This window comes from Brevibacterium sp. FAM 27836 (genome assembly GCF_051351055.1).
GTDB lineage: Bacteria > Actinomycetota > Actinomycetes > Actinomycetales > Brevibacteriaceae > Brevibacterium.
Genome location: NZ_CP195711.1, coordinates 729,689 through 756,093 on the forward strand (window position 1 = coordinate 729,689; position 26,405 = coordinate 756,093).

Annotated in this window: 26 protein-coding genes and 1 tRNA gene; 7 read left to right on the plus strand and 20 right to left on the minus strand. The window is 66.2% G+C overall.

The genetic code is table 11. The annotated features are described in order from the left end of the window. Nucleotides 1–56: 56 nt before the first annotated feature. Nucleotides 57–1,193 (minus strand): o-succinylbenzoate synthase, encoded by a 1,137-nt coding sequence (locus ACSE4D_RS03460; RefSeq protein WP_436326647.1) that lies wholly within the window; start codon nucleotides 1,191–1,193, stop codon nucleotides 57–59. A gap of 146 nt (nucleotides 1,194–1,339) precedes the next feature. After that, a complete protein-coding gene (locus ACSE4D_RS03465; RefSeq protein ID WP_135537184.1) occupies nucleotides 1,340–1,909 on the minus strand; it encodes a dienelactone hydrolase family protein in 570 nt (189 codons plus the stop codon). Nucleotides 1,910–2,133: 224 nt separating this feature from the next. Here ACSE4D_RS03465 and ACSE4D_RS03470 point away from each other — a divergent pair, with 224 nt between their 5' ends. From ACSE4D_RS03470 to ACSE4D_RS03480, 3 genes are all read left to right on the plus strand, one after another. Continuing rightward, complete coding sequence (locus ACSE4D_RS03470; RefSeq protein WP_436326648.1) at nucleotides 2,134–3,054, plus strand: 1,4-dihydroxy-2-naphthoyl-CoA synthase; 921 nt, start codon at nucleotides 2,134–2,136, stop codon at nucleotides 3,052–3,054. A 16-nt stretch (nucleotides 3,055–3,070) separates the two neighbouring features. Beyond that, complete coding sequence (locus tag ACSE4D_RS03475) at nucleotides 3,071–4,282, plus strand: AMP-binding protein (RefSeq protein ID WP_436326649.1); 1,212 nt, start codon at nucleotides 3,071–3,073, stop codon at nucleotides 4,280–4,282. Nucleotides 4,283–4,360: 78 nt separating this feature from the next. Next, nucleotides 4,361–5,293 (plus strand): 1,4-dihydroxy-2-naphthoate polyprenyltransferase, encoded by a 933-nt coding sequence (locus tag ACSE4D_RS03480; RefSeq protein WP_135537187.1) that lies wholly within the window; start codon nucleotides 4,361–4,363, stop codon nucleotides 5,291–5,293. A gap of 31 nt (nucleotides 5,294–5,324) precedes the next feature. Here ACSE4D_RS03480 and ACSE4D_RS03485 read toward each other — a convergent pair whose 3' ends face one another. Next, nucleotides 5,325–5,627 (minus strand): DUF4229 domain-containing protein, encoded by a 303-nt coding sequence (locus tag ACSE4D_RS03485; RefSeq protein ID WP_135537188.1) that lies wholly within the window; start codon nucleotides 5,625–5,627, stop codon nucleotides 5,325–5,327. An 84-nt stretch (nucleotides 5,628–5,711) separates the two neighbouring features. Here ACSE4D_RS03485 and ACSE4D_RS03490 point away from each other — a divergent pair, with 84 nt between their 5' ends. Continuing rightward, nucleotides 5,712–6,170, plus strand: a complete 459-nt coding sequence (locus tag ACSE4D_RS03490) for a PLDc N-terminal domain-containing protein (protein ID WP_425120397.1) — start codon at nucleotides 5,712–5,714, stop codon at nucleotides 6,168–6,170. 227 nt (nucleotides 6,171–6,397) lie between these two features. Here the strand turns inward: ACSE4D_RS03490 and ccsB are convergent, their stop codons facing one another. The 14 genes from ccsB to ACSE4D_RS03560 all read right to left on the minus strand — a co-directional run bounded on the left by ccsB (nucleotide 6,398) and on the right by ACSE4D_RS03560 (nucleotide 20,814). Further along, nucleotides 6,398–7,405 carry a c-type cytochrome biogenesis protein CcsB gene (gene ccsB, locus ACSE4D_RS03495; RefSeq protein ID WP_436326650.1) on the minus strand — a complete coding sequence of 336 codons (1,008 nt, stop codon included), beginning with the start codon at nucleotides 7,403–7,405 and terminating at the stop codon, nucleotides 6,398–6,400. A 147-nt stretch (nucleotides 7,406–7,552) separates the two neighbouring features. Beyond that, nucleotides 7,553–9,220, minus strand: a complete 1,668-nt coding sequence (gene resB, locus ACSE4D_RS03500) for a cytochrome c biogenesis protein ResB (RefSeq protein ID WP_240689511.1) — start codon at nucleotides 9,218–9,220, stop codon at nucleotides 7,553–7,555. Continuing rightward, the gene (locus ACSE4D_RS03505; RefSeq protein ID WP_135537191.1) at nucleotides 9,220–9,984 is read right to left on the minus strand and encodes a cytochrome c biogenesis CcdA family protein; all 765 of its coding nucleotides are present in this window, start codon (nucleotides 9,982–9,984) and stop codon (nucleotides 9,220–9,222) included. The genes resB and ACSE4D_RS03505 overlap by 1 nt, the downstream gene beginning before the upstream one ends. Then, nucleotides 9,981–10,577 carry a TlpA family protein disulfide reductase gene (locus tag ACSE4D_RS03510; protein ID WP_436326651.1) on the minus strand — a complete coding sequence of 199 codons (597 nt, stop codon included), beginning with the start codon at nucleotides 10,575–10,577 and terminating at the stop codon, nucleotides 9,981–9,983. Before ACSE4D_RS03510 ends, ACSE4D_RS03505 begins: the two co-directional genes overlap by 4 nt. Then, nucleotides 10,574–11,215, minus strand: a complete 642-nt coding sequence (locus tag ACSE4D_RS03515; protein ID WP_436326652.1) for a histidine phosphatase family protein — start codon at nucleotides 11,213–11,215, stop codon at nucleotides 10,574–10,576. Before ACSE4D_RS03515 ends, ACSE4D_RS03510 begins: the two co-directional genes overlap by 4 nt. Beyond that, on the minus strand, nucleotides 11,212–12,573 hold the full coding sequence (gene hemL, locus ACSE4D_RS03520; protein ID WP_436326653.1) for a glutamate-1-semialdehyde 2,1-aminomutase: 1,362 nt from the start codon (nucleotides 12,571–12,573) through the stop codon (nucleotides 11,212–11,214). Before hemL ends, ACSE4D_RS03515 begins: the two co-directional genes overlap by 4 nt. Before the next feature lie 87 nt (nucleotides 12,574–12,660). Next, nucleotides 12,661–13,173: a MarR family winged helix-turn-helix transcriptional regulator gene (locus tag ACSE4D_RS03525; protein ID WP_425120399.1), complete on the minus strand. Its 513-nt coding sequence runs from the start codon at nucleotides 13,171–13,173 to the stop codon at nucleotides 12,661–12,663. Further along, entirely contained in the window at nucleotides 13,170–14,213 is a 1,044-nt protein-coding gene (hemB, locus tag ACSE4D_RS03530) for a porphobilinogen synthase (RefSeq protein ID WP_436326654.1), read from the minus strand. The genes ACSE4D_RS03525 and hemB overlap by 4 nt, the downstream gene beginning before the upstream one ends. A 1-nt stretch (nucleotide 14,214) precedes the next feature. Continuing rightward, nucleotides 14,215–15,819, minus strand: coding sequence for a uroporphyrinogen-III synthase (locus ACSE4D_RS03535; RefSeq protein ID WP_135537197.1), 1,605 nt, complete (start codon nucleotides 15,817–15,819; stop codon nucleotides 14,215–14,217). After that, on the minus strand, nucleotides 15,816–18,293 hold the full coding sequence (hemA, locus tag ACSE4D_RS03540; RefSeq protein WP_436326655.1) for a glutamyl-tRNA reductase: 2,478 nt from the start codon (nucleotides 18,291–18,293) through the stop codon (nucleotides 15,816–15,818). Before hemA ends, ACSE4D_RS03535 begins: the two co-directional genes overlap by 4 nt. Continuing rightward, complete coding sequence (locus ACSE4D_RS03545) at nucleotides 18,290–18,985, minus strand: redox-sensing transcriptional repressor Rex (RefSeq protein WP_436326656.1); 696 nt, start codon at nucleotides 18,983–18,985, stop codon at nucleotides 18,290–18,292. Before ACSE4D_RS03545 ends, hemA begins: the two co-directional genes overlap by 4 nt. A gap of 27 nt (nucleotides 18,986–19,012) precedes the next feature. Then, nucleotides 19,013–19,258 carry a glutaredoxin family protein gene (locus tag ACSE4D_RS03550; RefSeq protein ID WP_135537200.1) on the minus strand — a complete coding sequence of 82 codons (246 nt, stop codon included), beginning with the start codon at nucleotides 19,256–19,258 and terminating at the stop codon, nucleotides 19,013–19,015. Between the two features lie 72 nt (nucleotides 19,259–19,330). Further along, nucleotides 19,331–19,429 (minus strand): 30S ribosomal protein bS22, encoded by a 99-nt coding sequence (locus ACSE4D_RS03555; protein ID WP_009882927.1) that lies wholly within the window; start codon nucleotides 19,427–19,429, stop codon nucleotides 19,331–19,333. 188 nt (nucleotides 19,430–19,617) lie between these two features. Continuing rightward, nucleotides 19,618–20,814 carry an acetoin utilization protein AcuC gene (locus ACSE4D_RS03560; RefSeq protein ID WP_436326657.1) on the minus strand — a complete coding sequence of 399 codons (1,197 nt, stop codon included), beginning with the start codon at nucleotides 20,812–20,814 and terminating at the stop codon, nucleotides 19,618–19,620. A 59-nt stretch (nucleotides 20,815–20,873) separates the two neighbouring features. Between ACSE4D_RS03560 and ACSE4D_RS03565 the strand changes: the two genes are divergently transcribed. Beyond that, entirely contained in the window at nucleotides 20,874–22,292 is a 1,419-nt protein-coding gene (locus ACSE4D_RS03565) for a TrkH family potassium uptake protein (RefSeq protein ID WP_436326658.1), read from the plus strand. Next, nucleotides 22,285–22,947, plus strand: coding sequence for a potassium channel family protein (locus ACSE4D_RS03570; RefSeq protein WP_135537203.1), 663 nt, complete (start codon nucleotides 22,285–22,287; stop codon nucleotides 22,945–22,947). The genes ACSE4D_RS03565 and ACSE4D_RS03570 overlap by 8 nt, the downstream gene beginning before the upstream one ends. A gap of 69 nt (nucleotides 22,948–23,016) precedes the next feature. On the opposite strand, the gene ACSE4D_RS03575 is transcribed toward ACSE4D_RS03570, so the two are convergent. From ACSE4D_RS03575 to ACSE4D_RS03585, 3 genes are all read right to left on the minus strand, one after another. After that, nucleotides 23,017–23,087 (minus strand) — tRNA-Gly (locus tag ACSE4D_RS03575). 266 nt (nucleotides 23,088–23,353) lie between these two features. Continuing rightward, the gene (locus tag ACSE4D_RS03580; RefSeq protein ID WP_135537483.1) at nucleotides 23,354–24,982 is read right to left on the minus strand and encodes a solute symporter family protein; all 1,629 of its coding nucleotides are present in this window, start codon (nucleotides 24,980–24,982) and stop codon (nucleotides 23,354–23,356) included. Between the two features lie 20 nt (nucleotides 24,983–25,002). Further along, nucleotides 25,003–25,344, minus strand: a complete 342-nt coding sequence (locus ACSE4D_RS03585) for a DUF485 domain-containing protein (RefSeq protein WP_135537204.1) — start codon at nucleotides 25,342–25,344, stop codon at nucleotides 25,003–25,005. 106 nt (nucleotides 25,345–25,450) lie between these two features. Between ACSE4D_RS03585 and ACSE4D_RS03590 the strand changes: the two genes are divergently transcribed. Further along, complete coding sequence (locus ACSE4D_RS03590) at nucleotides 25,451–26,332, plus strand: helix-turn-helix transcriptional regulator (RefSeq protein ID WP_135537205.1); 882 nt, start codon at nucleotides 25,451–25,453, stop codon at nucleotides 26,330–26,332. Nucleotides 26,333–26,405: the final 73 nt, after the last annotated feature.

Sequence of the window (26,405 nt, forward strand, 5' to 3'; positions counted from 1 at the left end):
GTCCGGGCCGTCGGTGGCCCCGCAGTCCGTGGCCCAGACATGGGCCGGCCGGGGGTCTAGACCTCTGCTGTCCCTCCGCGGCGCAGGAACGTCCAGCATTGTTGAAGTCGCCGCGTCCACCAGTCGAATCGCCCCGGATCCACCGCCAGCTGCTGCAGACGGTCAGGATCCGGGGTGATTCGCGCTGCGGGGATGCTCCCGTCGACCGGGGTCAGGCTCGCTGATTCGGACACGACATCGGCGGTGAAGAGACGCCCGGTGCCCAGACCGCAGGCTACCGACTCGCCGAGGATGTCCCGACTGGCCCGAGTGCGCGGCAGCCGGGCGGCGAGTTCGGCCCCCGCAGCCAGCCCGACGGAGGATTCGAGCGCTGAGGACACGACCGCGGGCAAGCCCGAGGCGGCAATGACGGACAGAGCCTGCCCGATCCCGCCCAACGGTTGGACCTTGACGATGATGACCTCGGCGGCACCGAGTTCGGCCACACGCAGCGGATCCTCGGCCTTGCGGATCGACTCGTCGGCGGCGAGAACGATCGGAATGTCCCGTCGGGTGAGTGCTTCGCGCAGCTGCGCAAGCCCCTCGACCCCTGCCACGGGCTGTTCGAAGTATTGGAGTTCGAAACCGGCGAAGGCCTCGCACGCCTCCAGTGCGTCCGGAAGCGAGTACCCGGCGTTCGCGTCGAGGCGCAAGGTCGTGTCCGGGAACAGACGCCTCAGCTCCCGCAGCCGTTCGAGATCCTCGTCGAGGGAGTCGATGCCGTGTTCGGCGACCTTCGCCTTGATCGTGGACACCGTTCCATAGCGGGAGAGAATCGACTCGACCTCGTTTGGAGCGCAGGCGGGCAAGGTCCCATTCACGCTCACCCTCTCAGGCACGAAACCGCGGGAAGAAGCGGCAGCTGGAGCCGCCTCGGCGAGGGTGGGAACGAACCCTGCGAATTCGAGTCCCGCCCGCAGCCACCGGCTCGCCTCCGCGGTGCCGTACTCGGTGAACGGGGAGAACTCTGCCCACCCGGCCGGTCCGGCGAAGAGCGCGACCTCGCGTTCGGTGATGCCTCTGAACCGGGTGACCATCGGCAGCCGCACCACGTGGAGCCGTTCGAGCATGTCTTCGAACCGTTCAGGCAGATCGAGCGGTGCGGAGACGGTGGCAGCGGCAGAAGCAGACGAAGTGTGTGCGATCTCGGGCATGGGCTCAGACTATCCCCTGTCGTTGGGGCACGACAGCACGAAGCCGCGTGCTTGGAAGGGGTGTCTCAGCACAGATCTCGACGCGGTGCCCCGCGCACTCTGAGGTCAGCGTGCCCCGAGAACTTCGCGCCCAAAGAGTCGTGAGCTCAGAGGTCCTGCAGGAAAGCGTGCACCCGTGAGCGCACCAGCCCAGCAGCGTCGGCGTCGAACGCCTCGAGCGAGGAATCGGTGAAGAGGTGCGCATCGCCGGGATAGACGAACAGTTCGGCCGAGGGTGTCGATTCAGCGAGCTCACGTGCTGCCGGCAGGTCCTCGTCGAAGAACTCATCGCCTTCCATCCCGTGGATCTGCACCGGAACTCCTTCCGGCCACGACTGCCCGAATTCGGAGACCGGGGCACACGAATGAAGGAACAGAGCGCCTCGCGCACCAGGGCGGGTCTGAGCCAGCTTCTGGGCAGTCATCACTCCGTAGGAGAAGCCCGCATAGACGAGTTCAGATCCCACCCCGTTGACTGCCGCCAGACCTTTGTCGCGGAGCGTATCGAAGCCGACCTCCTGAGCAAACGCAAAGCCGTCGTCGATCGAGGCGAAGGTCCGTCCGTCGAACAGGTCGGGGGTGTGCACGGTATGGCCCTGCTGCCGCAGATCCTCGGCGAAGGCGGCGACCCCGTCGGTGAGGCCCTGGATATGGTGGTAGAGCAGAACTTCGGCCATCTCAGTCTCCCATTGACTGCTGTTCTGGTGCGCTTGTCGTTCCGATTCTCCGGAATGGTGACTGAGTCTAGACCCGCATGGCCTGGCTCACAAGGTGTCTTTGCGCCTTCGGCGGAGACATCATGCGCCTTTGCCGAAGGCAGCAAGCGATGCCTGATGAGGTTCGCCTCCAGGCCCACGACACCTGGACTCCGAACTCATAGCCAAGCGCTAGGCTGGTGACCATGACGGTTTCAGCAATCTTCGACCCCTCCCTATGGCGTGAGGTCTCCGGCTTCGACTTCACCGACATCACCTACCACCGGGCGATCGACCCGACGACCGGTGACGACATCGGCTGCGTGCGCATCGCCTTCGACCGCCCCGAGGTCCGCAACGCCTTCCGCCCCCACACCGTCGATGAGCTCTATCGCGCCCTCGATCACGCCCGCCAGACCTCGGACGTGGGAGCCGTGCTGCTGACCGGCAACGGCCCGAGTGAGAAGGACGGCGGTTGGGCGTTCTGCTCCGGCGGCGACCAGCGCATCCGCGGACGGTCGGGCTACCAGTACGCTGCCGGTGAGACCCGGGAGTCCGTCGACCCGGCACGGGCCGGACGCCTCCACATCCTCGAGGTCCAGCGCCTCATCCGCACCATGCCGAAGGTCGTCATCGCCGTCGTCCCCGGCTGGGCGGCCGGCGGCGGGCACAGCCTGCACGTCGTGTGCGATATGACGATCGCCTCACGCGAACATGCGAAGTTCAAGCAGACCGATGCCGATGTCGGCTCCTACGACGCCGGCTACGGTTCGGCGTATCTCGCGAAGATGGTCGGGCAGAAGACGGCGCGCGAGATCTTCTTCCTCGGCCGCACCTATTCGGCACAGCAGATGGCCGATATGGGCGCCGTCAACGAGGTCGTCGACCATGCCGAACTCGAATCGGCAGCCCTGACGATGGCGCGTGAGATCCTCGGCAAGTCCCCGAACGCGCAGCGCATGCTCAAGTTCGCGTTCAACCTCGCCGATGACGGACTCATGGGGCAGCAGGTCTTCGCCGGTGAGGCCACCCGCTTGGGCTATATGACCGACGAAGCCGTCGAAGGCCGTGACGCCTTCCTCGAGAAGCGTGACCCCGACTGGTCCCCGTTCCCCTGGTACTACTGAGCCACCGAGGTCGACCGTGACCAGTCGCGAACTCAGCGCCGCCGAACTGCCCGAGGCCATCGACCGTGCCCTTGCGGGGACGTCGATCCTCATCCTCCCGGCTTCCCGGGCCGGTGCCGTCACCGAAGCGGATCCCCGAATGTGGGCCGGTCCCGGCTCGTCGCCGGCGCTCGTCCTCTTCACCTCGGGATCGACCGGGCAGGCGAAGGCCGTCGCCTTGTCCTCCCACGCCCTGACCACCTCGGCGCGAGCGACCGAACGGTTCCTGTCCGGACCCGGAGATTGGCACCTATGTCTGCCGGTCAACCACATCGCCGGATTCCAAGTGGAGCTGCGAGCCCGCTTGGCGGGGCGGGCCCCCGTGCGGGCCGCCTCGGCGAGGTTCACCGCAGAATCATTCGCAGCCGCTGTCGACTCGCTGCTGCAGCGGGCGGGCGGGCGGCCCACATACACCTCGATCGTGCCCACTCAGCTGCACCGGATCCTTGACGATGACCGAGCGACGCGGGCGGCCGCGCAGATCTCCCACATCCTCCTCGGCGGGGCGGCGATCTCACCGGCACTGCTCGACCGGGCCGACGAAGCCGGACTGGCGATCGTGCGGACGTACGGGATGAGCGAAACAGCGGGTGGGTGCGTCTACGACGGTGTCCCCTTCGACGGGGTCGACATCACCATCACCGAGGCGGGCACGATCGACCTGCGCGGACCCGTCGTCGCCGACGCCTACGTCGGCATCGACGACGACGGGACCATCACTCCCATCGAGTCGGCGGCACTCACCACCGATGAGCAGGGGCGGGCACTCATGCACACGAGCGACCTCGGTCGACTCGACAACGGAGTGCTCAGCGTGCTCGGGCGCGCGGATGACATCATCGTCTCCGGCGGTGAGAACGTCTCCCCGCACGCCTTGGAGACCGGGCTGCTGCCGAGTTGGCAGCGCGCCGGTGTCACGGAGATGCTTGTGACCTGGGTGCCCGACGCGGAGTGGGGGAAGAAGATCGTCGCCCTCGTCCGACTCGCCGATGACTGCCCATTCGGTGCGGAGGAGACTCCGCGGCAGCTGGCACGGCACCTCAATGGGCTCGACCGGGACATGACCGGGCAGCTCCTGCCGCAGCTCGTCTTCGCCGTCGAGGAGATTCCGAGCCGGTCGATCGGCAAACCCGACAGGAAGGCGGCAGCGGAAGTCGCCGCCGAACTCGAGGCCGGGTCTGGTCCTTGAGACACCGAATACCGTTGCCGGTGAACAATCGGTAATATGAGACGGTTCGAGGACATGACAGGAAGGTGAGCGAGACCTATGGCTGATGCCGCCCAGTGGATATCGGGAGCTCGACTGAGAACTCTCCCCCTGGCTCTCGCCCCCGTCCTCATCGGCACCGGTGCCGCTATCGGATCGCTCGGCGGCTTCACCGCCTTCATCCTCGACGATCTCGCCGGCAGCAGCGACCACGTCAGCATGGCTCAGATCCTGCTGCGCGGTCTTCTGGCCCTCATCGTCTCGCTGTGCCTGCAGATCGGATCGAACTTCGCCAACGACTACTCCGACGGCATCCGCGGCACCGATGACGAACGCGTCGGACCGGTTCGGCTGACAGCCACCGGATTGGCGGAGCCGCATGCGGTCAAGCGAGCGGCCTTCCTCTTCTTCGGCATCGCCGGTCTCGCCGGCATCGTGCTCGTCCTCGTCTCACAGGCCTGGTGGTTCCTCATCGTCGGGGCTGCCGCAGTCGCCGCGGCCTGGTACTACACGGGCGGGAAGAAACCCTACGGGTACATGGGGCTGGGTGAAGTGTTCGTGTTCGTCTTCTTCGGCCTCGTCGCCACCTTGGGCACAATGTGGATGCAGGTCGGTCACCTCAGCCTCAGCGGCTGGGCCGGTGCCGTGGCGATCGGTTCGCTCGCCTCGGCGGTGCTCATGGTCAACAACCTCCGCGACATCCCCACCGACATCGAGGCCGACAAGATCACTCTGGCCGTGCGGCTCGGCGACAACGCCGCCCGCATCGCCTACGCGGTGCTCGTGCTGCTGCCGTTCGCGCTGTTGGCGCTGGCGATCCTCGACGGACATCCGGCCGTGGCGTTGGCGATCCTTGCCATGGTCCCTGCGCTGAGCCCGCTGAAGACCGTGCTCAGCGGCACCACAGGGCCGGGCCTGGTCCCGCCGATCAAGTCCACGGGACTGACCGGCCTGGCCTTCTCCGCCCTGATGGGGCTGGGCCTGGCACTCTGAGGCGCTGCAGGCCCGTCTGGGCTCGGTCGCCCTATTCGGGCTTGTCACCGTCGGTGCTGTCATCGTCGCCGACGCGATCCGCGACGATCCGGTCCTCGGCTTCCTCATCGGCACCCTTGCGCTTGGGCTTCGCGGCCTGTTTCGCCACGCGCTCTTCGATGTCGGTGGCCACCTGGGCGCGCATCCGCCCGAGGAACAGGTAGCTGAGCAGAGCTCCGATGATGATCGCGGCAAGTGCCATGACCATGTTGAAGCCGAGGAACGGGAACAGGACGAGGCCGACGGCGATGATGATGCCGAGGCGTGCGAGAGTGTAAAGCCAGAAGGTGCGCATTGAGCCTATTTTAGCCGCCGATCGTGACCGTCTCGTCACCGCCCGCCTGGGTCTGCGCTCAGGTTCGTGGACTATCCTTGATGCATGGCTCGATTTCTCATAGCCGCGATCGTCCTGGCGGCTGCGGTGACACTGTACGGACTCTTCGATTGCCTGTTGCGCGATCGGGGTCTGATTCGAGTCCTGCCCAAACCCGCGTGGGCGCTCATCATCCTCTTCATCCCCGTCCTCGGCTTCATCCTCTGGTACCTCTTCGGACGCGGCTCCGAAGACAAGCCTCCCAAAGCCGGACGCCGGCGCGGACCCTCGGCTCCCGACGACGACGTCGAATACCTGCGCCAGGTCGATCGCGACGTCAAGCTCGGCAAGCATGCACCGGAAGCCGAGCGTCACGATGAGCCGACCACTCCGGACAAGGATTCCGCACCGCCCGCTGACGGAGACGATTCCGCGGGTTCCTCCGCCGAAAGTCCGGCCGACACTTCAGCCGACAGCGATGACCGCGGCACCAACAAGGGCGATGGCCGCGGCCGCTCGGACTGAAACTGCCCGCCCACAGGGCACACGGAGCCTCCTCACCGGTCGCCGAGACACTCACCCAGCAGAACCACTGAAGAACGTGGGCGCTGCGACACCAGATCCCAACGCCGCGTCCTGACGCCATCGCAGGTGCTGCCTCGCGAGCATCGTCACTCAACCCCTCGAGCATTCGGGGTTGCTGCGGTTGGCTCGCTGGAGCCCACGAGCATCCGAGGTTGCTGCAGTCGGGCTCAGTCGAGTCCGGAATACGAGTGCAGGCCGTTGAAGTACATGTTGACGACGGTGAAGTTGAAGATCACCGAGGCGATGCCGATGAGGTTGAGCACGGCCACCTTCGTCGGGCCCCAGCCGCGGGTCGCACGAGCGTGGAGGTACGCGGCGTAGATGACCCACACGACGAAGGTCCAGATCTCCTTTGAGTCCCAACCCCAGTAGCGGCTCCACGCCACCTCAGCCCAGATCGCACCGGCGATGAGCGTGAACGTCCAGGTGATGAACCCGACGGCCGCGATCGTGTAGGAGAGCCGTTCGAGATCGGTGCTCGAAGGCAGACGGTGCAGGAACCGCAGCCACTTCGGGTCCTTGCTCTCATGCACGCTCTTGAGGATCTGGAAGACCGCGAGGATCGCGGAGATGTAGAGCAGCGAGGTCGAAAGGATCGCGATCGGCACGTGGATGGCGATCCAGTAGGAGTCAAGCGCCGGAATGAGCTTCGCCGCAGGGGTGTAGAAGACGGTGATCGCCAGTCCCAGACACAACAGCACTCCCCCGGACACGAAGGTGCCCAGGTAGCGCACGTCCTTCTTCGTGAGCACGACGAGGTAGACGATGAGGGTGATCGCCGTGGCCGTGAGGACGTACTCCATCATGTTGCCCCACGGCACGCGGGACACCGACAGGGCCCGGGTGAGCACGGCTGCGACATGCAGAAGACCGGCAAGCACGAGCAGCGAGGTGCCGATGCGCGCTCCGCGATGCCGTTTGGTCCGCGACTTCTCCGACGGCACGGAAGCGTCATCATCGTTTGGGCGGTCGAGGACCGCGGTCGACGCGGTCTTCCGGTTCGTCCGTCGGACGGTGCTCGCCTTGGCGGTGCTCTCGACGCTGGTCTCAGCGGTCTTGAGCTCACGAGCGCCGAAGAGGTCGAAAGCGTAGAAGATCATGGCGAAGGCGTAGACGATCATCGCCGAGATGATCAACTGGTTCGACCACATTGCGAGGTCAGTGTTGACGTCCATTCATCCTCCGCACTCTTCGGTGCCTTCAAATCGTGTGCTGTTCGTGCCGGTGCAGGCGCCCGCCGCCGTCGATCTCGTGCGAGCTGCTCACACTCCGCGGCTATTCTACTCCGCGTAGTAGGTCCGACTCACCTTTCGTGATCGCAGTCATCGACTCCCGTCTTCGTTCGGCCGATCGCGCAGGTCTTTGACCAGGTCTTCGACGGCGCGTCCGACCATGGGATCTTCTCCCCGAGCCAGGGCGGCCACCTCGGCGTTTCCGTCCTTGATCCGCACCCACACGCGACGGCGCGGGATGAACAGGGACAGGCCGAGTCCGAGCAGGATGAGGATGGCGCTGATGAGCATGAGGGCCTGTGTCGGATCCTGGGAGATGTCGACGGCGATGTACTTCTTCACCCCGTCGAAGGTCACCGAACCACCATTCGGCAACTGCTGCGTCTCACCCTCGGCCAGCTGGATGACGAGCGGATTGCCGGACTCATCGGTCATCTCGGTCATGTTGTCCGCGTCGAGGGAGTACACCGACTGCGGAGCTCCGGAGTCGAGGCCGAGGTCGCCGGTGTAGCCGCTCATCACGAGGTACGGATTGCGCAGTTCGGCGAAGCTCGACACCAGCTCGCCGTCCTCGTTCTGGGCGGCAGTCGGCAGGAACACGCCGACGAAGCCCATCTGGCTTCCGGCCGCATCCGGGACCTTGATGACACCCTCGGAGGAGTATCCCGGGTCGCCGCCGTCGGGAATGAACACCTGCGGCCCGGAATGGACGACCTTGCCCTGCGCATCACGGACGGTCACCTCGGGGGCGTAGCCGTTGCCGGTGAGGTACACACCGACGCCGTTGACCCGCACAGGTTCGTTGACCTTGAGCACATGCGAGTCCTGCTGCCCGTCGACGGTGGTCGTGACCTTCGCGTCGAAGCTGCGCGGCTGACCGAACTGATTTCCCGCCGCCCGATCGTCGAACGTCGAGGTGAAGGTGTCGAGTCTGAGCCGGAAATCCGGCAGATTGTCCGCATCGTAGTAGGAGCCCGGTTCGAACGAATCGTAGGACACGAGCGAGTTCGTGAACGTCTCCCCCTCGACGAGGATGCGCTGCCCTTCGTAGCCGAACAGAGAGCCGATCGCCATCGTCAGGGTGGCCATGAGCAGGGCGATGTGGAAGACGAGGTTGCCGGTCTCCCGCAGGTAGCCGCGTTCGGCGGCGACATGGTCGGCCTGCCGATTGATGCGGTATCCGGACTTCTTCAGTCGAGCTTCGGCGGCGTCGAGGAACGTCTCGTCCGCGTCCTCCCGCGAATCCGCGTCTGCCTGCGCAGAGGTGAAGGAGGCGTATCCGGGCATCCGGGTCAGCCTCTTCGGCGCCTTGGGCGGGGCCGAGCGCATCGCCTTCCAGTGCTGCTTGGTGCGCGGAACAACGCAGCCGACGAGCGAGATCATCAGCAGCAGGTAGATCGCGGAGAACCAGACGGAGGAGTAGACGTCGAACATCTGGATGGTGTCGAGGAACCTGCCCCACGCACCGTTGGCCTCAAGGAACGTATTCACCCGTCCCGGGTCCTGGATGCGCTGCGGCAGCAGAGAACCGGGGATCGCGGCGAGAGCGAGGACGAGCAGCAGGATGAGTGCCACGCGCATCGTCGTCAGCTGCGTCCAGGCCCACCGGCACATGCCGAAGAAGCCCAGCTGCGGCTGTGTCACGGTCGACTTCGCGGACGACTTCGCCCCCTGCTTCGCGGTCGGCTCGGCACCGGCGTTCGCGGTCGTGTGCGCGTCCGCCTGCGTGTTCTCCGAGCCTTCGGTCCTGCCCGTCACTAGATCACCACTTCAAATCCATTGATCAGACCTTGCAGAGAGGTCATCCACATATTCCATACGCCGCTGGCCATGAGCACACCGAGGACGATGAGCATGATGCCCCCGGCCCGCACGATCGAGGTCTGGTGCTTCCGGACCCATTCGAGTCGCCCCGCACCCTTGTGGATCGCCACCGCCAAGAGGATGAATGGCACGCCGAGTCCCAGACAGTAGACGAAGGCGAGGAAGGCACCGCGCCAGATCATCCCGTCACCGCCGAAGCTCACCGACATGCTCAGCACGGCCGACAGAGTCGGGCCGACACAGGGGGCCCAGCCGAGGGCGAAGGTCGCGCCGAGGACAGGTGCGCCCCACAGCCCCGCTTTCGGCTTGGCCCGGATCCGGTGTTCGTTCTGGAGCAGACCGAACCCGCCCATGAACACGAAGCCGGCGAGGATGACGATGATGCCGAGGATGCGAATGATGACCGACTGCCATTGGGAGAACAGCGCCCCGAGCGCGGAGAAGCCGGTCCCCAGCAGTACGAACACGACGGTGAAGCCGAGCACGAACAAGCCGATGCCCACGACCACGCGCCATGTCTCTTTGTCTCTCAGCGAGGATCCGGACAGACCGGTGACGTACCCGACGTAACCGGGCACGAGCGGGAGCACACACGGGGAGACGAACGAGACGAGACCTGCCAGAGCCGCCGCACCGGCGGCCAGCAGCAGCGGGCCCGAGAGGATGGTCTGGGCGAACTCCGCCCCGAGCCCACTCACTCGGCTCGCACGTCCTCGATGAGTCCCTTGAGCGTCGAGGCATCGATCTCACCGACGACCCGGGCCGCGGCACGGCCCTTGCCGTCGAGGACGACGGTCGACGGGGTGGCCTGCGGCGGCAGGATTCCCGAGAGCAGGGCAACCATGTCCCCGTCGCTGTCGAGCATGTTCGGGTACGGGATCTGGTAGTTCTGGACGAATGCATTCGCCGCGGCCGCCTGGTCACGGACGTTGACGCCGATGAACTGGGCCTTGTCTCCGACGCCCTCCGACACGGACTTCAGGTCCGGGGCTTCTTTCCGGCACGGCGGGCAGGCCGCGTACCAGAGGTTGATGACCACCGGAGTCGGCCGCAGATCGGCCAGGGACATCTTCTTGCCGTCCAAGGTTTCGAACTCGAGGTCCAGGGGCTGTCCGCGATCCTTCGCAGCCACCTGCGAGACGACTCCCGAACCGGACACATAGCCCTGGTCGGAGCCGGCCTGATCGGCTAGGTCATCGTTCTCGCTGCAGGCGCTGAGCACCAGGGCCGAGCCGACGGCGAGGGCCGAGGTGAAGAGCGCGCGGCGGTTCAGTGGGCGATCGGAACTCATGCTCCTGCCACCGGGGTGCCGGGCTGCAGATCGGCGCAGATGCTCTCGTAACTCACGGACACCAGTGTGGACGAATCGAATGTGAAACTCGTGATAGAAGCCAGGTCACATTCGCGGCGACGCGGGTCGTGGACGAGGGACCGGCCCTCCCCCGACAGACGGGTCATCCAGATCGGCAGCTGGTGGGAGACGATGACGCCTTCGGCGTCGGGACCGTGGTGGGAGAGCTTCGCCCGCAGGCTGGCGATCGCCGCGCGCATCCGCAGCACGATCTGCTTGTACGGCTCACCCCAGGAGGGCGTGAGCGGGTTGTACAGCCGCACGAGGTTCTTCGGCTCGGCGAGGTGACGCACCCCCACCTTCTGTCCTTCGAAGGAGTTCGCGGCTTCGATGACCCGGTCATCGGTGAACACCGGCAGCTCGAGGCTCGTGGCCAAGGGCGCGATGGTCTGCTGAGTCCGCAGCAGCGGGGAGGCGACGAGTTCGACGGGGGTCGTGGCCGTCTCGGCGAAATGCCTCGCCACACGGGCGGCCATCTCGTGCCCGCGGTCGGTCAGCCCGAAGTGCGGCAGCCGCCCGTAGAGGATCCCCTCGGGATTGTCGACCTCTCCGTGTCGGACCAGGTGGATGGTGCTCATGACTGCGCCTTCTCGGTCTCCGGCACTCCGGCCGCCGCCTTCGCCGCTGCGGGCAGGGCGGAGATGATCCGGTCGAGGATCTCATCGGTGTGAGCGTAGGACAGGAACCAGGCTTCGAACGCGGACGGCGGCATGTGGATGCCCTGGTCGAGCATGGCGTTGAAGAACGCGGAGTAGCGGTCGACGTTCTGGCTGCGGGCATCGTCGTAGTTCGTCACGTCCTTGTCGGTGAAGAACACGGAGAACATCGAGTTCGCGGACTGGATGACGTGGGCGACGCCTTCGGCCTCGAGCGCGGACGCGACGGCCGGGCGCAGGATGTCCGCGGCCCGTTCGATGTGGGAGTACACGTCGAGCTCGGTGGTGAGTTTGAGCGTGGCGAGGCCGGCGGCGGTGGCCACCGGGTTTCCCGAGAGCGTTCCCGCCTGGTAGACGGGTCCGGCAGGTGCCAGGTGGGCCATGATCTCGGCGCGACCGCCGAAGGCCGCGGCGGGGAATCCGCCGCCCATGACCTTGCCGAAGGTGAACAGGTCGGCCGGTCCCTCCGGGTAGCCCAGAGACTCGGATTCGAAACCGTACCAGCCCGCCGCGGAGACGCGGAATCCGGTCATCACTTCGTCGCTGATCATGAGCGCACCGTGAGCCTTCGTCAGTCGGCGGATGGTGGTGGTGAACCCGTCGCGGGGAGGGACGACGCCCATGTTTCCGGGGCTGGCTTCCGTGATGACACAGGCGATGTCCTCACCATGCTCGGCGAAGACGGCTTCGAGCCCCGCGGCATCGTTGTAGTCGACGACGATGGTGTCCTGCGCCTGAGCTCCGGTGACTCCGGGGGTGTCGGGCAGGGAGAACGTGGCCAGACCGGATCCGGCCTGGGCCAACAGCGAATCGACGTGGCCGTGGTAGCAGCCGGCGAACTTCACGACCTTGGAACGGCCCGTGTACCCGCGGGCCAGTCGGATCGCGGACATGGTCGCCTCGGTGCCCGAGGACACGAGTCGCACCTGGTCGACGGGGTCGATGCGGGAGACGATCTCCTCGGCGAGTTCGACCTCACCGGTCGAGGGGGTGCCGAAGGAGAAGCCCTTGACCGCGGCTTCCTGCACGGCCGCGACGACCTCGGGGCGTGAGTGGCCCATGATCATCGGGCCCCAGGATCCGATGAGGTCGATGTAGTCGTTGCCGTCGACGTCGCGCAGCCACGCTCCGGTCGCCTCGGTGATGAATCGGGGGGTGCCGCCGACGGCTTTGAACGCGCGGACCGGGGAGTTGACTCCGCCGGGGATGACCGCCTCGGCGCGGGTGAACAGGGCGGCTGACTCATCGGTGGGGTGAGAGTTCGTCGGTGCTGTCGTCATGGGGTCTCCTCTGCTTCTGCCCGGGTCGGTGCGTCTGGCCGGGTCGGTGTCGTCACGGATCGTGGTCGGATACGCGGTCGGTGCGCCTCAGGCGCCGCCGGTCTCGCCGGTGTGGACGTTCTCACCAGTGTGGTCGGTCTCGCCGGTGTGGCTCAAATGCTCGAAGACTTTGGTGAAGACGCGGCCCAGCGCCGCCATCTCCTCGGGTTCGAGAAGGTCGACGAGGTGGTTGCGGACTCCCGCGACATGGTCGGGGGCCGCGGTGCTCAGCAGCTGCCATCCGGCTGCGGTCATCACGCAGTTGACTCCGCGTCCGTCCTCGGGGATGGCCGAGCGTTCGAGCAGTCCGCGCTTCTCCATCCGGGCCACACTGTGGGTCAGCCGGGACCTCGACATCGTCGTGTCCGTGGCGAGCAGGGCCATGCGCATCGTTCTGTCCTCGTGTTCGGACAGGCGCACCAGGATCTCGTACTCGGGCAGACCGATGCCGTGCTTCTCCCGCAGCTCCTTGTCCAGCTGCGCGCTCAGCAGCTGGGAGCCGCTCAGGTAGCTGCGCCACGCCTTCTGGTCCGCAGGATTGAGCCAGCGGGGTTCGGTCATCGCCGGGCTCCGGTCGCCGCCCCGACGGCTGCGCCTGACGCGGTGGTGCCGGCGGCTTCGGTCTGGAGGCGCTGGGCGACCTCGGTGGCCCAGTAGGTGAGGATCGCATCGGTGCCGGCCCGTTTGAAGGAGATGAGGGATTCCTCGATCGCCTTCTCACGGTCGATGGCTCCGGCCGCGGCCGCGAATTCGATCATCGCGTACTCCCCCGAGACCTGGTAGGTCCACACGGGCACGATGGATTCGCGGGCGACTTCGGCGAGAACGTCGAGGTAGGGCAGTCCGGGCTTGACCATGACGACGTCGGCACCCTCGGCGAGGTCGAGGCCGAGCTCGCGCATCGCCTCGCGGCCGTTGGCGGGATCCTGCTGGTAGGTCTTGCGATCGCCCTGGAGTTCGGAATCCACGGCTTCGCGGAACGGCCCGTAGAAGGCGGAGGCGTACTTCGCGGTGTAGCCCATGATGACGGTGTCGGTGAACCCGGCCGCGTCGAGTGCCTCCCGACAGTAGGCGACCTGACCGTCCATCATGCCGGAGAGTCCGAGCACCTCGGCTCCGGCGCGAGCCTGTGCCAGCGCCATCGACGCGTAGCGGTCGAGGGTCGCGTCGTTGTCGACGGCTCCGGAGTCGTCGAGGACTCCGCAGTGACCGTGCGAGGTGAACTCGTCGAGGCACAGATCGGACATGATGACCGTGTCCTCGCCGAGGTGCTCGTGGAGAAGCGCGAGCGCACGGTTGAGGATCCCCTCGGGAGCGTCGGCCTGGGAGCCGATCGGATCCTTGTGCTCGGGGATCCCGAAGAGCATGAGTCCGCCGACTCCGGCTGCGACGGCTTCCCGGGCGGCGTCGAGCAGCGAGTCCAGTGTGTGCTGGACGACTCCGGGCATCCCGCCCAAGGGAGCCGGTTCGCTCAGCTCCTCTTTGACGAACATCGGCAGGACGAGGTCGGCGGGGTGGAGGCGGACTTCGGAGACGAGTCGGCGCAGCGCCGGGGTCGTGCGCAGCCGGCGGGGGCGAACGGATCCGGGAACCAATGACATGTCAGGCCTTCCTTCTGCGGCGCTTCTGGCTCGGACGTTTCGGGGAGACCCCGGCGTCCACGTCTTCAGCCCGCTTGGTGAGAGCGAATTCGACGAGTCCGTCGATGAGCGAAGTGAGGTTGGCTTCCTCGGCGAGGACGTCGACGCGCAGTCCGTGTTCTTCCGCGGTGTTCGCGGTCGCCGGGCCGATGCAGCAGATCACCGAGGTGGGGGCGGGTTTGCCGGCGATGCCGACGAGGTTGCGCACCGTGGAGGAGGAGGTGAAGAGGAAGGCATCGAAGTCGCCGGCCTTGATCGATTCGCGGATCGGCGCCGGCGGCGGGGAGGCCCGCACTGTGCGGTAGGCGGTGACGTCGTCGGGGTCCCACCCCTTCTCCAGCAGTCCGGCCACGAGCACCTCGGTGGCGATGTCGGCACGGGGCAGCAGCACGGTGTTCATCGGGTCGATGTCATCGACGAAGTCGGGCCAGGCCGCGGCCAGGCCACGCGCCGAGTGCTCACCGTCGGGGACGAGATCGGGGGTGATGCCCCAGTCGACGAGCGCGGCGGCGGTGCGGCCGCCCACGGCCGCGACCTTGACTCCGGCCATCGACCGGGAGTCGAGTCCGAAGTCCTCGAACCACATGCGCACCGCACGCACGGCGTTGACCGAGGTGAAGCCGACCCATTCGTAGGACCCGTCGACGAGGCCGCGGATCGCCTTCTCCATCTGGGTCGGTGTGCGCGGGGGCTGCACGGCGATGGTGGGGACGACGGTGCCGACGGCACCGAGCTCGGCCAGCGCCTCGGCGGTGGAGGTTCCCTGTTCCTTCGTCCGCGGGATGAGCACCTGCCAGCCGAAGAGGGGTTTGGATTCGAACCAGCTGAGTTCTCCTCTGGATTCCACTCCCTGTCCCATGATCACCACCATACGATCCGAACCTGTCTGAGCCATGGACAGCGCCTGCTTCAGGGTGGTCTCCACACTCGTCTGCTCGATCGTGGAGATCCCCCATCCGAGGAGGACCTTCGTGTCCTCGTCCCAGCCGTCGGCCAGCAGTGCTTCGATGGCCTGTTCGTGAGCGGCAGCGGAGCCGGTGAGCACATGAGTGGTGTTGCGGTGACGGGAGACGTCGACATGCGTCTGCGGTCCGGCTTCGATGAATCGCACCGAACGCACCCGGTTCGTCGTCAGCGCGGTGCCGGTGAAGGCCGCCGTCGAGGCGGACAGTCCGACGCCGGGCACGATCTCCACCTCGACCTGTTCCTTGCGGCACACAGCGGCCTCGGCGGTCGTCGTGGTGAAGATGATCCCGTCATCCGAGCTCAGCCGCACCACCGTGTTGTCGGGGCGGGCGAGTCCGGCCAGGCGGCGGCCGCGGGTCGACGCGGCGACACCGAGATCGGCGGCGTCGATGAGTTTCGCCGCCTGCGGCACATACGCGGTGACGATCTCCGAGTGCACATCGGCGTCGTAGACGACGGTCTCCGCGGTGGCGAGGATCTCTGCCCCGCGCATCGTCATCAGCCCGGATTCGCCGGGGCCGCTGCCGATGAAGACGACACGCGGTGCGGCCGGCAGGAGTCGGCGGGGCTGGACCCGGCCCGTGGTCGGTGCGTTGGTCATCCCTGCTCCTGTGCCTTGACGGGGGTGAGGTGATCGGCGCTGGCCGCCGGGTCGATGCCGAGCCGATCGAGCAGGTCTTCGGCGGCTGCGGTGCCGAGTTCGTCGGCGACGCGGGCGAGTTCCTTCGCGGCCACGGTCAGCTGCTGCTGTGTTCCGGCGGACCAGTCGACATCCGGGACGGCAGGCAGTTCGGTGCTCTGTCGGGTGCGGGCGAGCTTGCCGTCGTCGTCGGCCATGACGGCGTCGACGATGAACGTGGTGCCTTCGATCTTCGCGAGGGCACCGATCGGTGCCGAACATCCTGCCTCGGCGCGGGAGAGGATCGCCCGTTCGCACGTGACGGACAGGTCCGTGGTCTGGTCGTGGATGCGCCGCAGCGCGGCACGCACTTCGGCATCGGCGTTGAGGATGCCTTCGGTGTTCGCGAAGTTGCTGTCGGCGCTGCGAGTCTCCACGGCCAGGGCGCCTTGGCCGGGGGCGGGCAGCATGACATCGAAGTCGATCGAATCGGTGGCTTCGGCCAGACGGCCAATGCGGCGCACACCGGCAGCGGCGAGTACGACAGCGTCGAGGCGTCCGTCGCGGACGTGGGCGATGCGGGTGTCGACGTTTCCGCGCACCCCGCGGACCTCGATATCGGGGCGGGCGGCACGCAGCTGCACGGCTCGGCGCGGCGACCCGGTGCCGATGACGGAACCTGCCGGCAGCTGAGCCAGGCTCAGACCGTCACGGCCGATGAGCACATCGGCAGGGTCGACGCGCGGCGGGATGGCCGCCATCTGGATGCCCGCCTCGGGGGTGGTGGGCAGGTCCTTGAGCGAGTGCACGGCGAGGTCGATCTTGCCCTGGTGCAGGGCCTGACGGACGGCGGAGACGAAGACCCCGGTGCCGCCGAAGCCGGCCAGCGGGGACATGTTGACATCACCCTCGGTGACGACTTCGACGATCTCGACCCGCCAGCCGGTGAGCGCGGCGATCTGGTGGGCGATCGCCGTGGACTGGGAGCGGGCCAGCTGAGACCGGCGGGTGCCCAGTCGCACGGTGCGGCCGCTGAAGTGTTCGGGTTCGACGATGTCGAGCGTGTGATCGGCGACCGGGCGGATGCCGTCGGCCTCGACATGGTGGACGCTGGCGGCCTTCGCGACCTTCGTCTCCGGTGGGGTCATGGCGTGGGCGACCTTGTTCACGGGCAGATCGAACAGCTGCATGAGCGCCTGAGCGTAGTCGACCTCGGACTCGGTCACAGCCAGTTCCTTGACCTTCACGGTCGGGGTGTGGATGAGCTTCTCGGCCACCCGGTGCAGGGACTTGCGGATCTCGGCGAAGGACTTCTCGTCCACGGCCGCACCGAGCTTCTTCTCCAGACGCTGCGTCTCCGCGGCGAGCACGTCCTTGGCGTGGGTACGCAGAGCGGTCACCGTCGGGGCGACCGAACGTTCCTTGTTGCCGGTGGCGATGTTCTCGATTTCGGCGGCGATGATGGTGCGGACCGCGTCGACGGTGCCGGCGACCTTCGCATCGCGTTCCTTGTCAGAGTTCTTCAGCAGCTCCCGGATCTCGCCGAGACCGAACAGGGCGACGTGCTCGAATTCGCGCACGCTGGGGTCGATGTCGTGCGGCAGGGCGAGGTCGACGAAGGCCTTGTTCGCCGCACCCTTGGGGTTCTGCGACAGTCCCGCGACGATGTCGTCGCGGGAGACGACGACGCCGCGGGCACCGGTGCAGGAGACGATGAGGTCGGCGTCGGCGATCTCTTCGGCCATCACACGCGGGGTCAGTTCGCGGGCACGCCCGCCCACTTCGGCCACGAGGCGTTCGGCCTTCTCCAGGGTGCGGTTGAGCACGGTGATGCGCCCGACCCCTTCCCTGTGCAGCCCGGAGACGACGAGACCGGACATCGCTCCGGCGCCGATGACCAGGGCGTTGGCCGCGCGCAGCGAACCGATGTGTCCGGCCGAGGCTTCGAGGGCCGCGCCGAAGAGCGAACGGGCGACCTCGCCGAGGTCGGTCTCCGAGTGAGCGCGTTTGCCCACGCGCAGCGCCCGCTGGAGGGCCTGGGACAGTTCCGAGGTCAATGCCTTGTCGGTCTGCGAATCGGTGAAGGCCGAGCGCAGCTGACCGAGGATCTGAGCCTCGCCGATGGCCATCGAGTCGAGCCCGCAGGCGACCTTGAGCAGATGCTCCATGGCCTGGTTGTCATAGTGGGCATAGAAGTGGCCGGCGATGTCCGACCACTCTTTGTCGATCGAGGACACCAGAGCGTTGCCGAGGTCGGCCAGTCCCCCGTGGAAGGCGGAGACGTCGGCGATGAGTTCGAGCCGGTTGCAGGTGGAGAGCACCGCAAGTCCGTCGACGTTGTCTCCCGCCAGAGCATCAGTTCGCAGGGCGCCGACCTCGCCGGCGCTGAAGGCCAGCTTGTCGAGCATGTCGATCGGGGCCGACTGATGGGAAATGCCGAGAACCAAGAGAGTCAATTCCTGTGCTCCTCAAAACCAGGGTTGAGCGGTGCCGTATCCAGCGCCGAATAGTATGCGAGTACTTGCAGCTCACTGGCCAGATCGACTTGGTGGACACGGACGGTGTCCGGGGCGTCGAGCACGGTGGGTGAGAAATTGAGAATGCCGCGCACACCCGCTTCGACGGCCGTGTGGGCCGCCGCGGGTGCCGCGGCTGCGGGGACGGCCATGACCACCAGGTCGATGTGTTCGGGCCAGGTGATCAGCTCGTCCAGAGAGGAGACGGTCAGTGTGCCGATGGCGGTGCCGATCTTCTCCTCATCGATATCGAAGATGGCGGTCAGACGCAGACCGCGTCGGCGGAATCCGGCGTAGTCGGCCAGGGCGGAGCCGAGACGACCGGCGCCGATGATGGCGACGCTGCGGTCCCGGTCGAGACCGAGGAAGGTCCGCAGGGTCGCAGCCAGTTCCGGGCAGGAGTAGCCGACACCGCGGGTGCCGGAGCGTCCCAGCTGGGACAGATCCTTGCGCAGGATCGACGGGGACACCCCGCTGCGAGCAGCGAGGTCCTCCGAAGACACTGTCTCCTGGCCTGTTGCGGCGATGGTCTCGACGGTCTGCAGGTAGATCGGAAGTCGGGAGATCACGCGCTCGGGTACGTCCTTGCGAACAACACCCTCAATCCTGTTGGCGGACAGAATCTCGCCCACGAATCCGTCTCACTCCTTCAATCGATCTCATGCGCCCAGTGCCGTGAGGGCCTTGGACAGCCGATCCTTCTCGACTCGATGAAAACTGTGCTGGCGCCCGTTGAGGAGCACGACCGGAACGTCCCAGCCGTACTGCGCGGCCAGGTCGTCATCGGTGTCGATATCGATCTCGGTCACGTTCACGTCTCTGCCGGCGGCCACCTCGGTGACGGTCTGCAGCGCCTGAGCGCACAGATGGCAGTCGACGCGCGTGAGGAAGGTCAGCTCGACCATGGCTCACTCCTCATCGGGTGCAACAAACCCCGCCGAGAAATCACTCGAGCGGGGGCGTAGGACCGTCGGGTCTTACTTCTTGTTGCGACGCTGGTGACGTGTCTTGCGAAGCTGCTTGCGGTGCTTCTTCTTCGACATACGCTTGCGGCGCTTCTTGATGACTGAGCCCACTCGGGTACCCCTTGTGCTTGTCGGTGGAGGGTGAACACCAGGTGCCCACCCATTGAACTAACCGTGCAATTCTATCGCCTGCCGGCCTGCTTTCCCAAAACTGTGTCGAGATCCACAGCGGCCGGAAGACTCAGCCGCGTCACCGCGGGGTGCCGGCCCGGTCGGGCCGTGAGCTGCGGGCTCGCGGCTCAGTCGAAGTACGGGTCGAGTCCGAAGAAGGGGAAGACGTTCTTCCGTGTTCCCATCACGGTCCTGTCGAGCTCGGCTTCGGGGTCGAATCCCTTCGACCACGGCTCGAAGGCTCCGTCGAATCCGTCGGTCATCGACAGCGGAGCTTCGCGTCCGGTCTTCGTCTGTGCGTAGTTCGCCCAGCGACCCGGGATGCGGGCGCCGGGTTCGATGTCGCGGCCGGCGGCGATGGCCAACAGATTCGTCCATACGCGGGGCACGACGTCGATGATCGCGTACCCGCCGCCGCCGACGGACAGCCATCTCCCCTCCGCGTGTTCGACCGCGAGGTCCCGGACCCGTTCGGCGGCGATGCGCATCGCATCCACGCTCAGCCGCATATGCGTCAGCGGGTCGCTGCGGTGACCGTCGCAGCCGTGCTGGGAGACGATGACCTGCGGTTCGAAGGCAGCGACGACCTGCGGGACCGTGGCGTCGAAGGCCCGCAGCCAGTCCGCGTCCCCGGTGCGCGGGGGCAGAGCGACATTCATCGCCGAGGCGGCCGCCTTCAGTCCCCCGATGTCCGCGGGATAGCCCGTGCCGGGGAAGAGGAACTTCCCCGATTCGTGGATCGAAATGGTCAGTACCCGCGGATCGTCCCAGAAGAACGTCTCCACACCGTCACCGTGGTGGGCGTCGAGGTCGAGGTAGACGATGCGCTCGAAGCCGGCGTCGAGGAATTCGGTGATTCCGGCGGCGGCATCGTTGTACACGCAGAACCCGCTGGCCTTGCCCGGCATCGAGTGGTGCATTCCGCCGCAGAAGTTCACGGCGCGCCGGTAGCCGCCGGAGATGATGGCGTCGGCGGCATCGATGCTGCCTTGGAACAGCAGTGCCGAGGCGGTGTGCATGTTCTCGAAGCCGGGAACATCCTCGGTGCCGATGCCGTAGCGGTCCGCGTCCTCTTCGCTGAGGCCCTCGGGGGTTCCTGCCTGTTTGACGGCGGCGATGAAGTCGGCGTCGTGGAGTCGAGCGAGCTTGGCCTCGTCGATGTCATTGATCGGGTGGACGTGGACGTTCTCGGCGTCGAAGAGCCCGAAATCGAGGGCAAGCTTCGCCGTCAGGTCGAGCCTGAAGGGGTGCATGGGGTGGCTGGGACCGAAGTTGTAACCGGTCACCGTTTCGTCCCACACGACATAGACATCATTTTCGGCCATGCCCACCATGCTATATGGCACAGCTCACCTGCACCGGTTCCGGGGCCTGCGGATCTACCATGGTGCTTGTGTCCAAGAATTCCGCACCGCGCTTCGATCGGCTGCTGCGGCCGGGACGGTGGGTCCGTGACTTCGTCGACGACCTCGCCGTCGCCTCGCCCGCCCGGTTGGCGATCGGCTCGTTCATCGCCGTCGTCGCTCTCTTCGCGATCCTGCTGATCCTGCCGGCGAGCATGCGCGACCCGGGCTCGGTGGATCGGGTCACGCACATCGCGAACTCCGTCTTCGTCGCCGTCTCGGCAGTGTGTGTGACCGGGCTCAGCCCGGTCGTGACGGAGGAGTACTGGTCGGATTTCGGGATCTCGGTGATCACCGCCGGCATCCAGGTCGGTGGTCTCGGCATCCTCACCCTCGCCTCGGTGCTGGGCATGGCGGTCTCACGTCGGCTGGGGGTCCGGCAGCGGCTCATCGCCCAGCAGGCCACCTCGGCGCTCAATCTGGGTCAGGTCGGCTCCCTGCTCAAGACCGTGGTCATCACGATCTTCACGGCCGAATCGATCCTCGCCGTGCTGCTGTTCCCGCGCTTCCTCATGCGCGGGGAGTCCTTGGGCGATGCGACCTGGTATTCGGTGTTCTACTCGATTTCGGCATTCAACAACGCCGGTTTCACCATTCACCCCGGCGGGGCCGCGTATTTCGCCGCGGATCCGTGGATCCTGTCTCTGCTCATGGCCGGCGTGTTCGTCGGGTCTCTCGGGTTTCCCGTCGTGCTCATGGTCGCGATGTTCTGGAATCGGCCGAGCCGCTGGGACCTGCACACGAAGCTGACGCTGACGACCACGACGACGGTGCTGGCGGTCGGCCTGCTGCTGTTGGCGCTGTTCGAGTCGGCGAACCCGGCGACGCTCGGCGACAAGAACGCCGGGCACACCTTCGTCGAGGTGCTGTTCATGGCCGTCATGCCCCGGTCTGGGGGTTTCGCGACGATGGACGTCGCGGACATGAGTCAGGCCTCGCACCTGCTCATGGATCTCATGATGTTCATCGGCGGCGGTTCGTCCTCGACAGCCGGCGGCATCAAGGTCACGACCGTGGCCGTGCTCGTCCTCGCCGCATTTGCGGAGGCCCGGGGCCTGCAGGATGTCCACGTGTTCGGTCGGCGGCTGACCTCCTCGACGATCAAGCTCTCGATCTCGATCCTGCTCACCGGCGCGATGATCGTCTTCGTCGGCACCCTGACGATGCTGCAGATCAGTGCCGAACCGCTCGACCGCGTGCTGTTCGAGGTGATCTCGGCCTTCGGCACGGTGGGTTTGAGCTCCGGGGTGTCCGCGTCGTCACCGCATGCGGGGCTCTATGTTCTGTCGGTGATCATGCTCATCGGCCGACTCGGTACGATTACACTTGCGGCTGCACTGTCCATGCAGGATTCAGTGCGCCTGTACCGCTACCCCGAGGAAAGGCCCGTCGTTGGCTAACGAACACAGCTCCATCCTCGTCATCGGACTGGGACGATTCGGGTCCTCGACGGCGGCCACCCTGGCCCGGCTGGGACGTGAGGTCATGGCGATCGAGCACAACCCCGAGCTCGTCAGGGACTGGTCCGGCAAGCTCACCCACGTCGTCGAAGCCGATTCGACGAATATCGACGCGCTGCGCCAGGTCGGTGCCGGTGACTTCTCGACTGCCGTCGTCGGCATCGGCACCTCGATCGAAGACAGCGTGCTGACGACTGCGAACCTCGTCGACCTCGGTGTCGGGCAGGTGTGGGCGAAGGCGATCTCCCCCTCCCACGGCAAGATCCTCCACCGCATCGGAGCCCACCACGTCCTCTACCCGGAGTCGGATGCCGGACGCCGTGTGGCTCACCTCGTCAGTTCGCGGATGATGGAGTACATCGAGTTCGACGAAGGCCACTTCGCGGTGGTCAAGATGCGTCCGCCGCGGGAGATCCAGGGCTTCACGCTCAGTGAATCCGGAGTCCGCGACAAATACGGCGTCACGATCGTGGGCATCAAGAGTCCCGGCCGCGACTTCACCTATGCGGACCCGACGACCCGGGTGGGCAAACAGGATCTGCTCATCGTCGCCGGCCACGTGGAGCTGCTGGGACGGTTCGCCGGTCGGCCGTAGGCTGCAGATTCCGCCGCTTCTGCGGTCACGGACGAGGCGGGAAACCGTCCGAGCAGTGGGCACAAAGAGAGCGGGCGACGGGAATCGAACCCGCGTCATCGGCTTGGGAAGCCGAAGCTTTACCATTAAGCTACGCCCGCATGTCACCTCAGATCAGCAGCTGTCTGCCCAGGTGAACCCCGGTCAGGACGTGCCGTGATCGGCGACTCGAACCAGTGTACCTCGTCTCACCGCACACGCACCCCCCCCGCCCCGTCTCTCACCGCAGGCACCTCCCCTGCCCGGCACCCACGACGCAGTCGAGGAGGGGCGGCCGCAGCCGCCCCTCCTCCTGCGTGTCGGGTTCGACGGACACCCAGCGACGTCCGATCTCCAGTCCCCGCCACGTGATCGGGTCACGTTCGGATCAGTGCTCGACGGCCTCCTCGGCGCCGAACCCGGTATGGGCTCGGACATCCATCTCGGCTGCGAGCTCGGGACTCTCCACCGTCCGGTCGGTGATCGAAGCGATCCAGCCGAGGAGGAAGCCCAGCGGAATCGAGATGATTCCCGGGTTGGCCAGCGGGAAGATCGCGAAGTCGGCACCGGGGATCATCGCGGTCTCGGACCCGGAGACGACCGGCGAGAACGTGATGAGCACCATCGCCGAGATCAGGCCGCCGTAGATCGACCACACGGCTCCGCGGGTGGTGAAGCCCTTCCAGAACAGCGAGTACAGGATCGTGGGCAGGTTCGCGCTGGCGGCCACGGCGAAGGCCAGGGCCACGAGGAACGCGATGTTCTGCCCCTGCACACCGATTCCGCCGATGATCGCGATCGCACCGATGACGATGACCGTGCGACGGGCGATCTTGACCTCCGCCTCGGAGTCCTCGACCTTGCCCTTCTTGATGACGTTGGCGTAGATGTCGTGGGCGAACGAGGCCGCGGCGGTGATCGCCAGGCCTGCCACCACGGCAAGGATCGTCGCGAACGCGACCGCGGAGATGAAGCCCATGAGGATGGGCCCGCCGAGGTGGAGCGCGAGCAGCGGTGCCGCCGAGTTCACGCCGCCGGGAGCATTCTTGATCTCATCGGCGCCGACGAGTGCGGCCGCGCCGTAGCCGAGGATGAGGGTGAAGATGTAGAAGGCGCCGATGAGCCAGATCGCCCACACCACCGAACGGCGGGCCTCTTTCGCCGTGGGAACGGTGTAGAAGCGCATGAGCACGTGCGGCAGGCCCGCGGTGCCCAGCACCAGGGCCAGAGCCAGGGAGATGAAGTCGAGCGGATTCTCACCGTACTGCAGGCCCGGGTTGAGGACTCCTTCCCCGACGCCTTCGGCCGCGTTCTCCACCGCCGAGGCGAGCAGAGTCGAGAGGTTGAAGCCGTTGAGTGCGAGCACCCAGATGGTCATGGCGAAGGCTCCGGCGATGAGCAGGATCGCCTTGACGATCTGCACCCAGGTGGTGCCCTTCATTCCGCCGACGAGGACGTAGATGATCATCAGCGCACCGACGACGGCGATGACCAGGGACTGACCGACCTTGCCGTCGATTCCCATGAGCAGGGAGACGAGTCCGCCGGCGCCGGCCATCTGAGCGAGCAGGTAGAAGAAGCACACGGCCAGGGTCGACAGGGCCGCGGCCATGCGCACGGGACGCTGCTTGAGCCGGAAGGAGAGCACATCGGCCATGGTGAACTTGCCGGTGTTGCGCATGAGTTCGGCGACGATGAGCAGAGCCACGAGCCACGCGACGAGGAAGCCGATCGAATAGAGGAATCCGTCGTAGCCGTTGACGGCGATCGCACCGCAGATGCCGAGGAAAGAAGCGGCCGAGAGGTAGTCACCGGAGATGGCGAAACCGTTCTGCGGACCGGTGAAGGACCGGCCTCCCGCGTAGTAGTCGGAGGCGGTCTTGTTGTTCCGGCTGGCGCGCAGCACGATGAACATCGTCACCCCGACGAAGGCAGCGAAGATCGCGATGTTGAGGACGGGGTTGTTCTCGACCTCGGTCGTCGCCGCGGTCAGCAGGTCTTTGCCGGAGGCGAGCATGTCGCCGATTGCCAGAGTGCTCATGAATGCAGTCCTCCCGACTGGGCTTCGAGACGCTCACGGATCTCCTGCGCTGGAGGATCGAGCTTCTTGTTGGCGAATGAGACATAGAACATCGTGATCGCGAACGTCGTCACGAACTGCAGCAGTCCGAACACCAGTCCCACATTGATCTCACCGACCACCTTGGTGGACATGAAATCGTGGGCGTAGGTGCTGAGGATGACGTAGAGGAAGTACCAGACGAGGAACGCGATCGACAGCGGGATCACCACCGAGAACCTCTTGCGCTTGAGCGCTTTGAATTGAGGATTTTCCTCTTCCTCGAGGAAATCAACCCCGAGGCTGACATTGTCAGTCATTCTTTCTCCTTTGAATGGACAGAACTTCAGTGTCCTGAATCACATGTCCAAAGGTAACGTTCAGCATGCACTAGGGAATACCACCGAAAGTTGGTAGCTTGTTCACATGAACGCGCATGCGAAGCACACGCGGGCTCTCAAGGCCGAGACCCGCCGCCTATTCGTCGAAGCCGTCGATTCTCTGCATCAGGCCGGTACGGGCGATGTCGTCTTCGGCGGCATGGTCGACGGGGGTGCGGTCGACGTCGAAGCCGTCGCCGGTGCCGGCAAGGGTCTGCTCTCCTCCCTCATCGTCAGCACCGGACGGGGCCTCGGCGGTCGAGCCCTGACCGAAGGCACTCCGCAGCTGACCCGGGACTATGAGGTCGACCCGCTCATCACCCACCACTACGACGAAGAGGTCCTCGGCGAAGGCATCCGGGTCCTCGTCGCCGTCCCCACCCTGCACGGCGGTGAAGTCACGGGCATGGTCTACTGCGGCCACCGCACGGACTACGACGCCGCTGCCCCGCAGACGGGAGACCTCGTCCGACGAGTCCGACAGCTCTCGGTCGATCTCGCTCGGCTCGGCTATCGACGGGAACCGCAGCCGGTCCCCGTCGCCGAGCGGCTCTACCCCGACTTGGATTCCTCGGGACGGGAGGCGCTGCGCCATACCTATGCCGAGCTGCGCGCCATCCGGTCGGGCATCCTCGATGAGGAGACGCGGGAGAAGCTCACCGTCGTCGAGACCCGGCTGGCCGATATCCTCTCCGGGCACAACCCGGATGACTTCCAGACACCGGTCCCGGCGGTTCGCCTGTCCCCAAGGGAGACGGACATCCTCTCCCATGTGGCTCTGGGCTGGTCGAATGCGCGCATCGCCGAAACACTGAGCCTGCGCGAGTCCACGGTGAAGTCCTACCTCAACACCGCCATGGTCAAGCTCTCGGCCCGCACCCGGCATGAAGCGGTGTCGATCGCTCGGTCGTCGAACGTCCTGCCCTGAGCGCGAACGAGTCGACCCCGGCCGACGCCGCTCACACGGTGCCTGCCGGGGTCGGATTCCGTCTCAGGGGGAC

Bases quoted from the DNA above. Each gene is read 5' to 3' on its own strand.
- ACSE4D_RS03460 (WP_436326647.1), bottom strand. From the start codon at position 1,193: ATGCCCGAGATCGCACACACTTCGTCTGCTTCTGCCGCTGCCACCGTC.
- ACSE4D_RS03465 (WP_135537184.1), bottom strand. From the start codon at position 1,909: ATGGCCGAAGTTCTGCTCTACCACCATATCCAGGGCCTCACCGACGGG.
- ACSE4D_RS03470 (WP_436326648.1), top strand. From the start codon at position 2,134: ATGACGGTTTCAGCAATCTTCGACCCCTCCCTATGGCGTGAGGTCTCC.
- ACSE4D_RS03480 (WP_135537187.1), top strand. From the start codon at position 4,361: ATGGCTGATGCCGCCCAGTGGATATCGGGAGCTCGACTGAGAACTCTC.
- ACSE4D_RS03485 (WP_135537188.1), bottom strand. From the start codon at position 5,627: ATGCGCACCTTCTGGCTTTACACTCTCGCACGCCTCGGCATCATCATC.
- ACSE4D_RS03490 (WP_425120397.1), top strand. From the start codon at position 5,712: ATGGCTCGATTTCTCATAGCCGCGATCGTCCTGGCGGCTGCGGTGACA.
- ccsB (WP_436326650.1), bottom strand. From the start codon at position 7,405: ATGGACGTCAACACTGACCTCGCAATGTGGTCGAACCAGTTGATCATC.
- ACSE4D_RS03510 (WP_436326651.1), bottom strand. From the start codon at position 10,577: ATGAGTTCCGATCGCCCACTGAACCGCCGCGCGCTCTTCACCTCGGCC.
- ACSE4D_RS03515 (WP_436326652.1), bottom strand. From the start codon at position 11,215: ATGAGCACCATCCACCTGGTCCGACACGGAGAGGTCGACAATCCCGAG.
- hemL (WP_436326653.1), bottom strand. From the start codon at position 12,573: ATGACGACAGCACCGACGAACTCTCACCCCACCGATGAGTCAGCCGCC.
- ACSE4D_RS03525 (WP_425120399.1), bottom strand. From the start codon at position 13,173: ATGACCGAACCCCGCTGGCTCAATCCTGCGGACCAGAAGGCGTGGCGC.
- hemB (WP_436326654.1), bottom strand. From the start codon at position 14,213: ATGTCATTGGTTCCCGGATCCGTTCGCCCCCGCCGGCTGCGCACGACC.
- ACSE4D_RS03535 (WP_135537197.1), bottom strand. From the start codon at position 15,819: ATGACCAACGCACCGACCACGGGCCGGGTCCAGCCCCGCCGACTCCTG.
- ACSE4D_RS03550 (WP_135537200.1), bottom strand. From the start codon at position 19,258: ATGGTCGAGCTGACCTTCCTCACGCGCGTCGACTGCCATCTGTGCGCT.
- ACSE4D_RS03560 (WP_436326657.1), bottom strand. From the start codon at position 20,814: ATGGCCGAAAATGATGTCTATGTCGTGTGGGACGAAACGGTGACCGGT.
- ACSE4D_RS03565 (WP_436326658.1), top strand. From the start codon at position 20,874: ATGGTGCTTGTGTCCAAGAATTCCGCACCGCGCTTCGATCGGCTGCTG.
- ACSE4D_RS03580 (WP_135537483.1), bottom strand. From the start codon at position 24,982: ATGCTCGCCTCCGGCAAAGACCTGCTGACCGCGGCGACGACCGAGGTC.
- ACSE4D_RS03585 (WP_135537204.1), bottom strand. From the start codon at position 25,344: ATGACTGACAATGTCAGCCTCGGGGTTGATTTCCTCGAGGAAGAGGAA.
- ACSE4D_RS03590 (WP_135537205.1), top strand. From the start codon at position 25,451: ATGAACGCGCATGCGAAGCACACGCGGGCTCTCAAGGCCGAGACCCGC.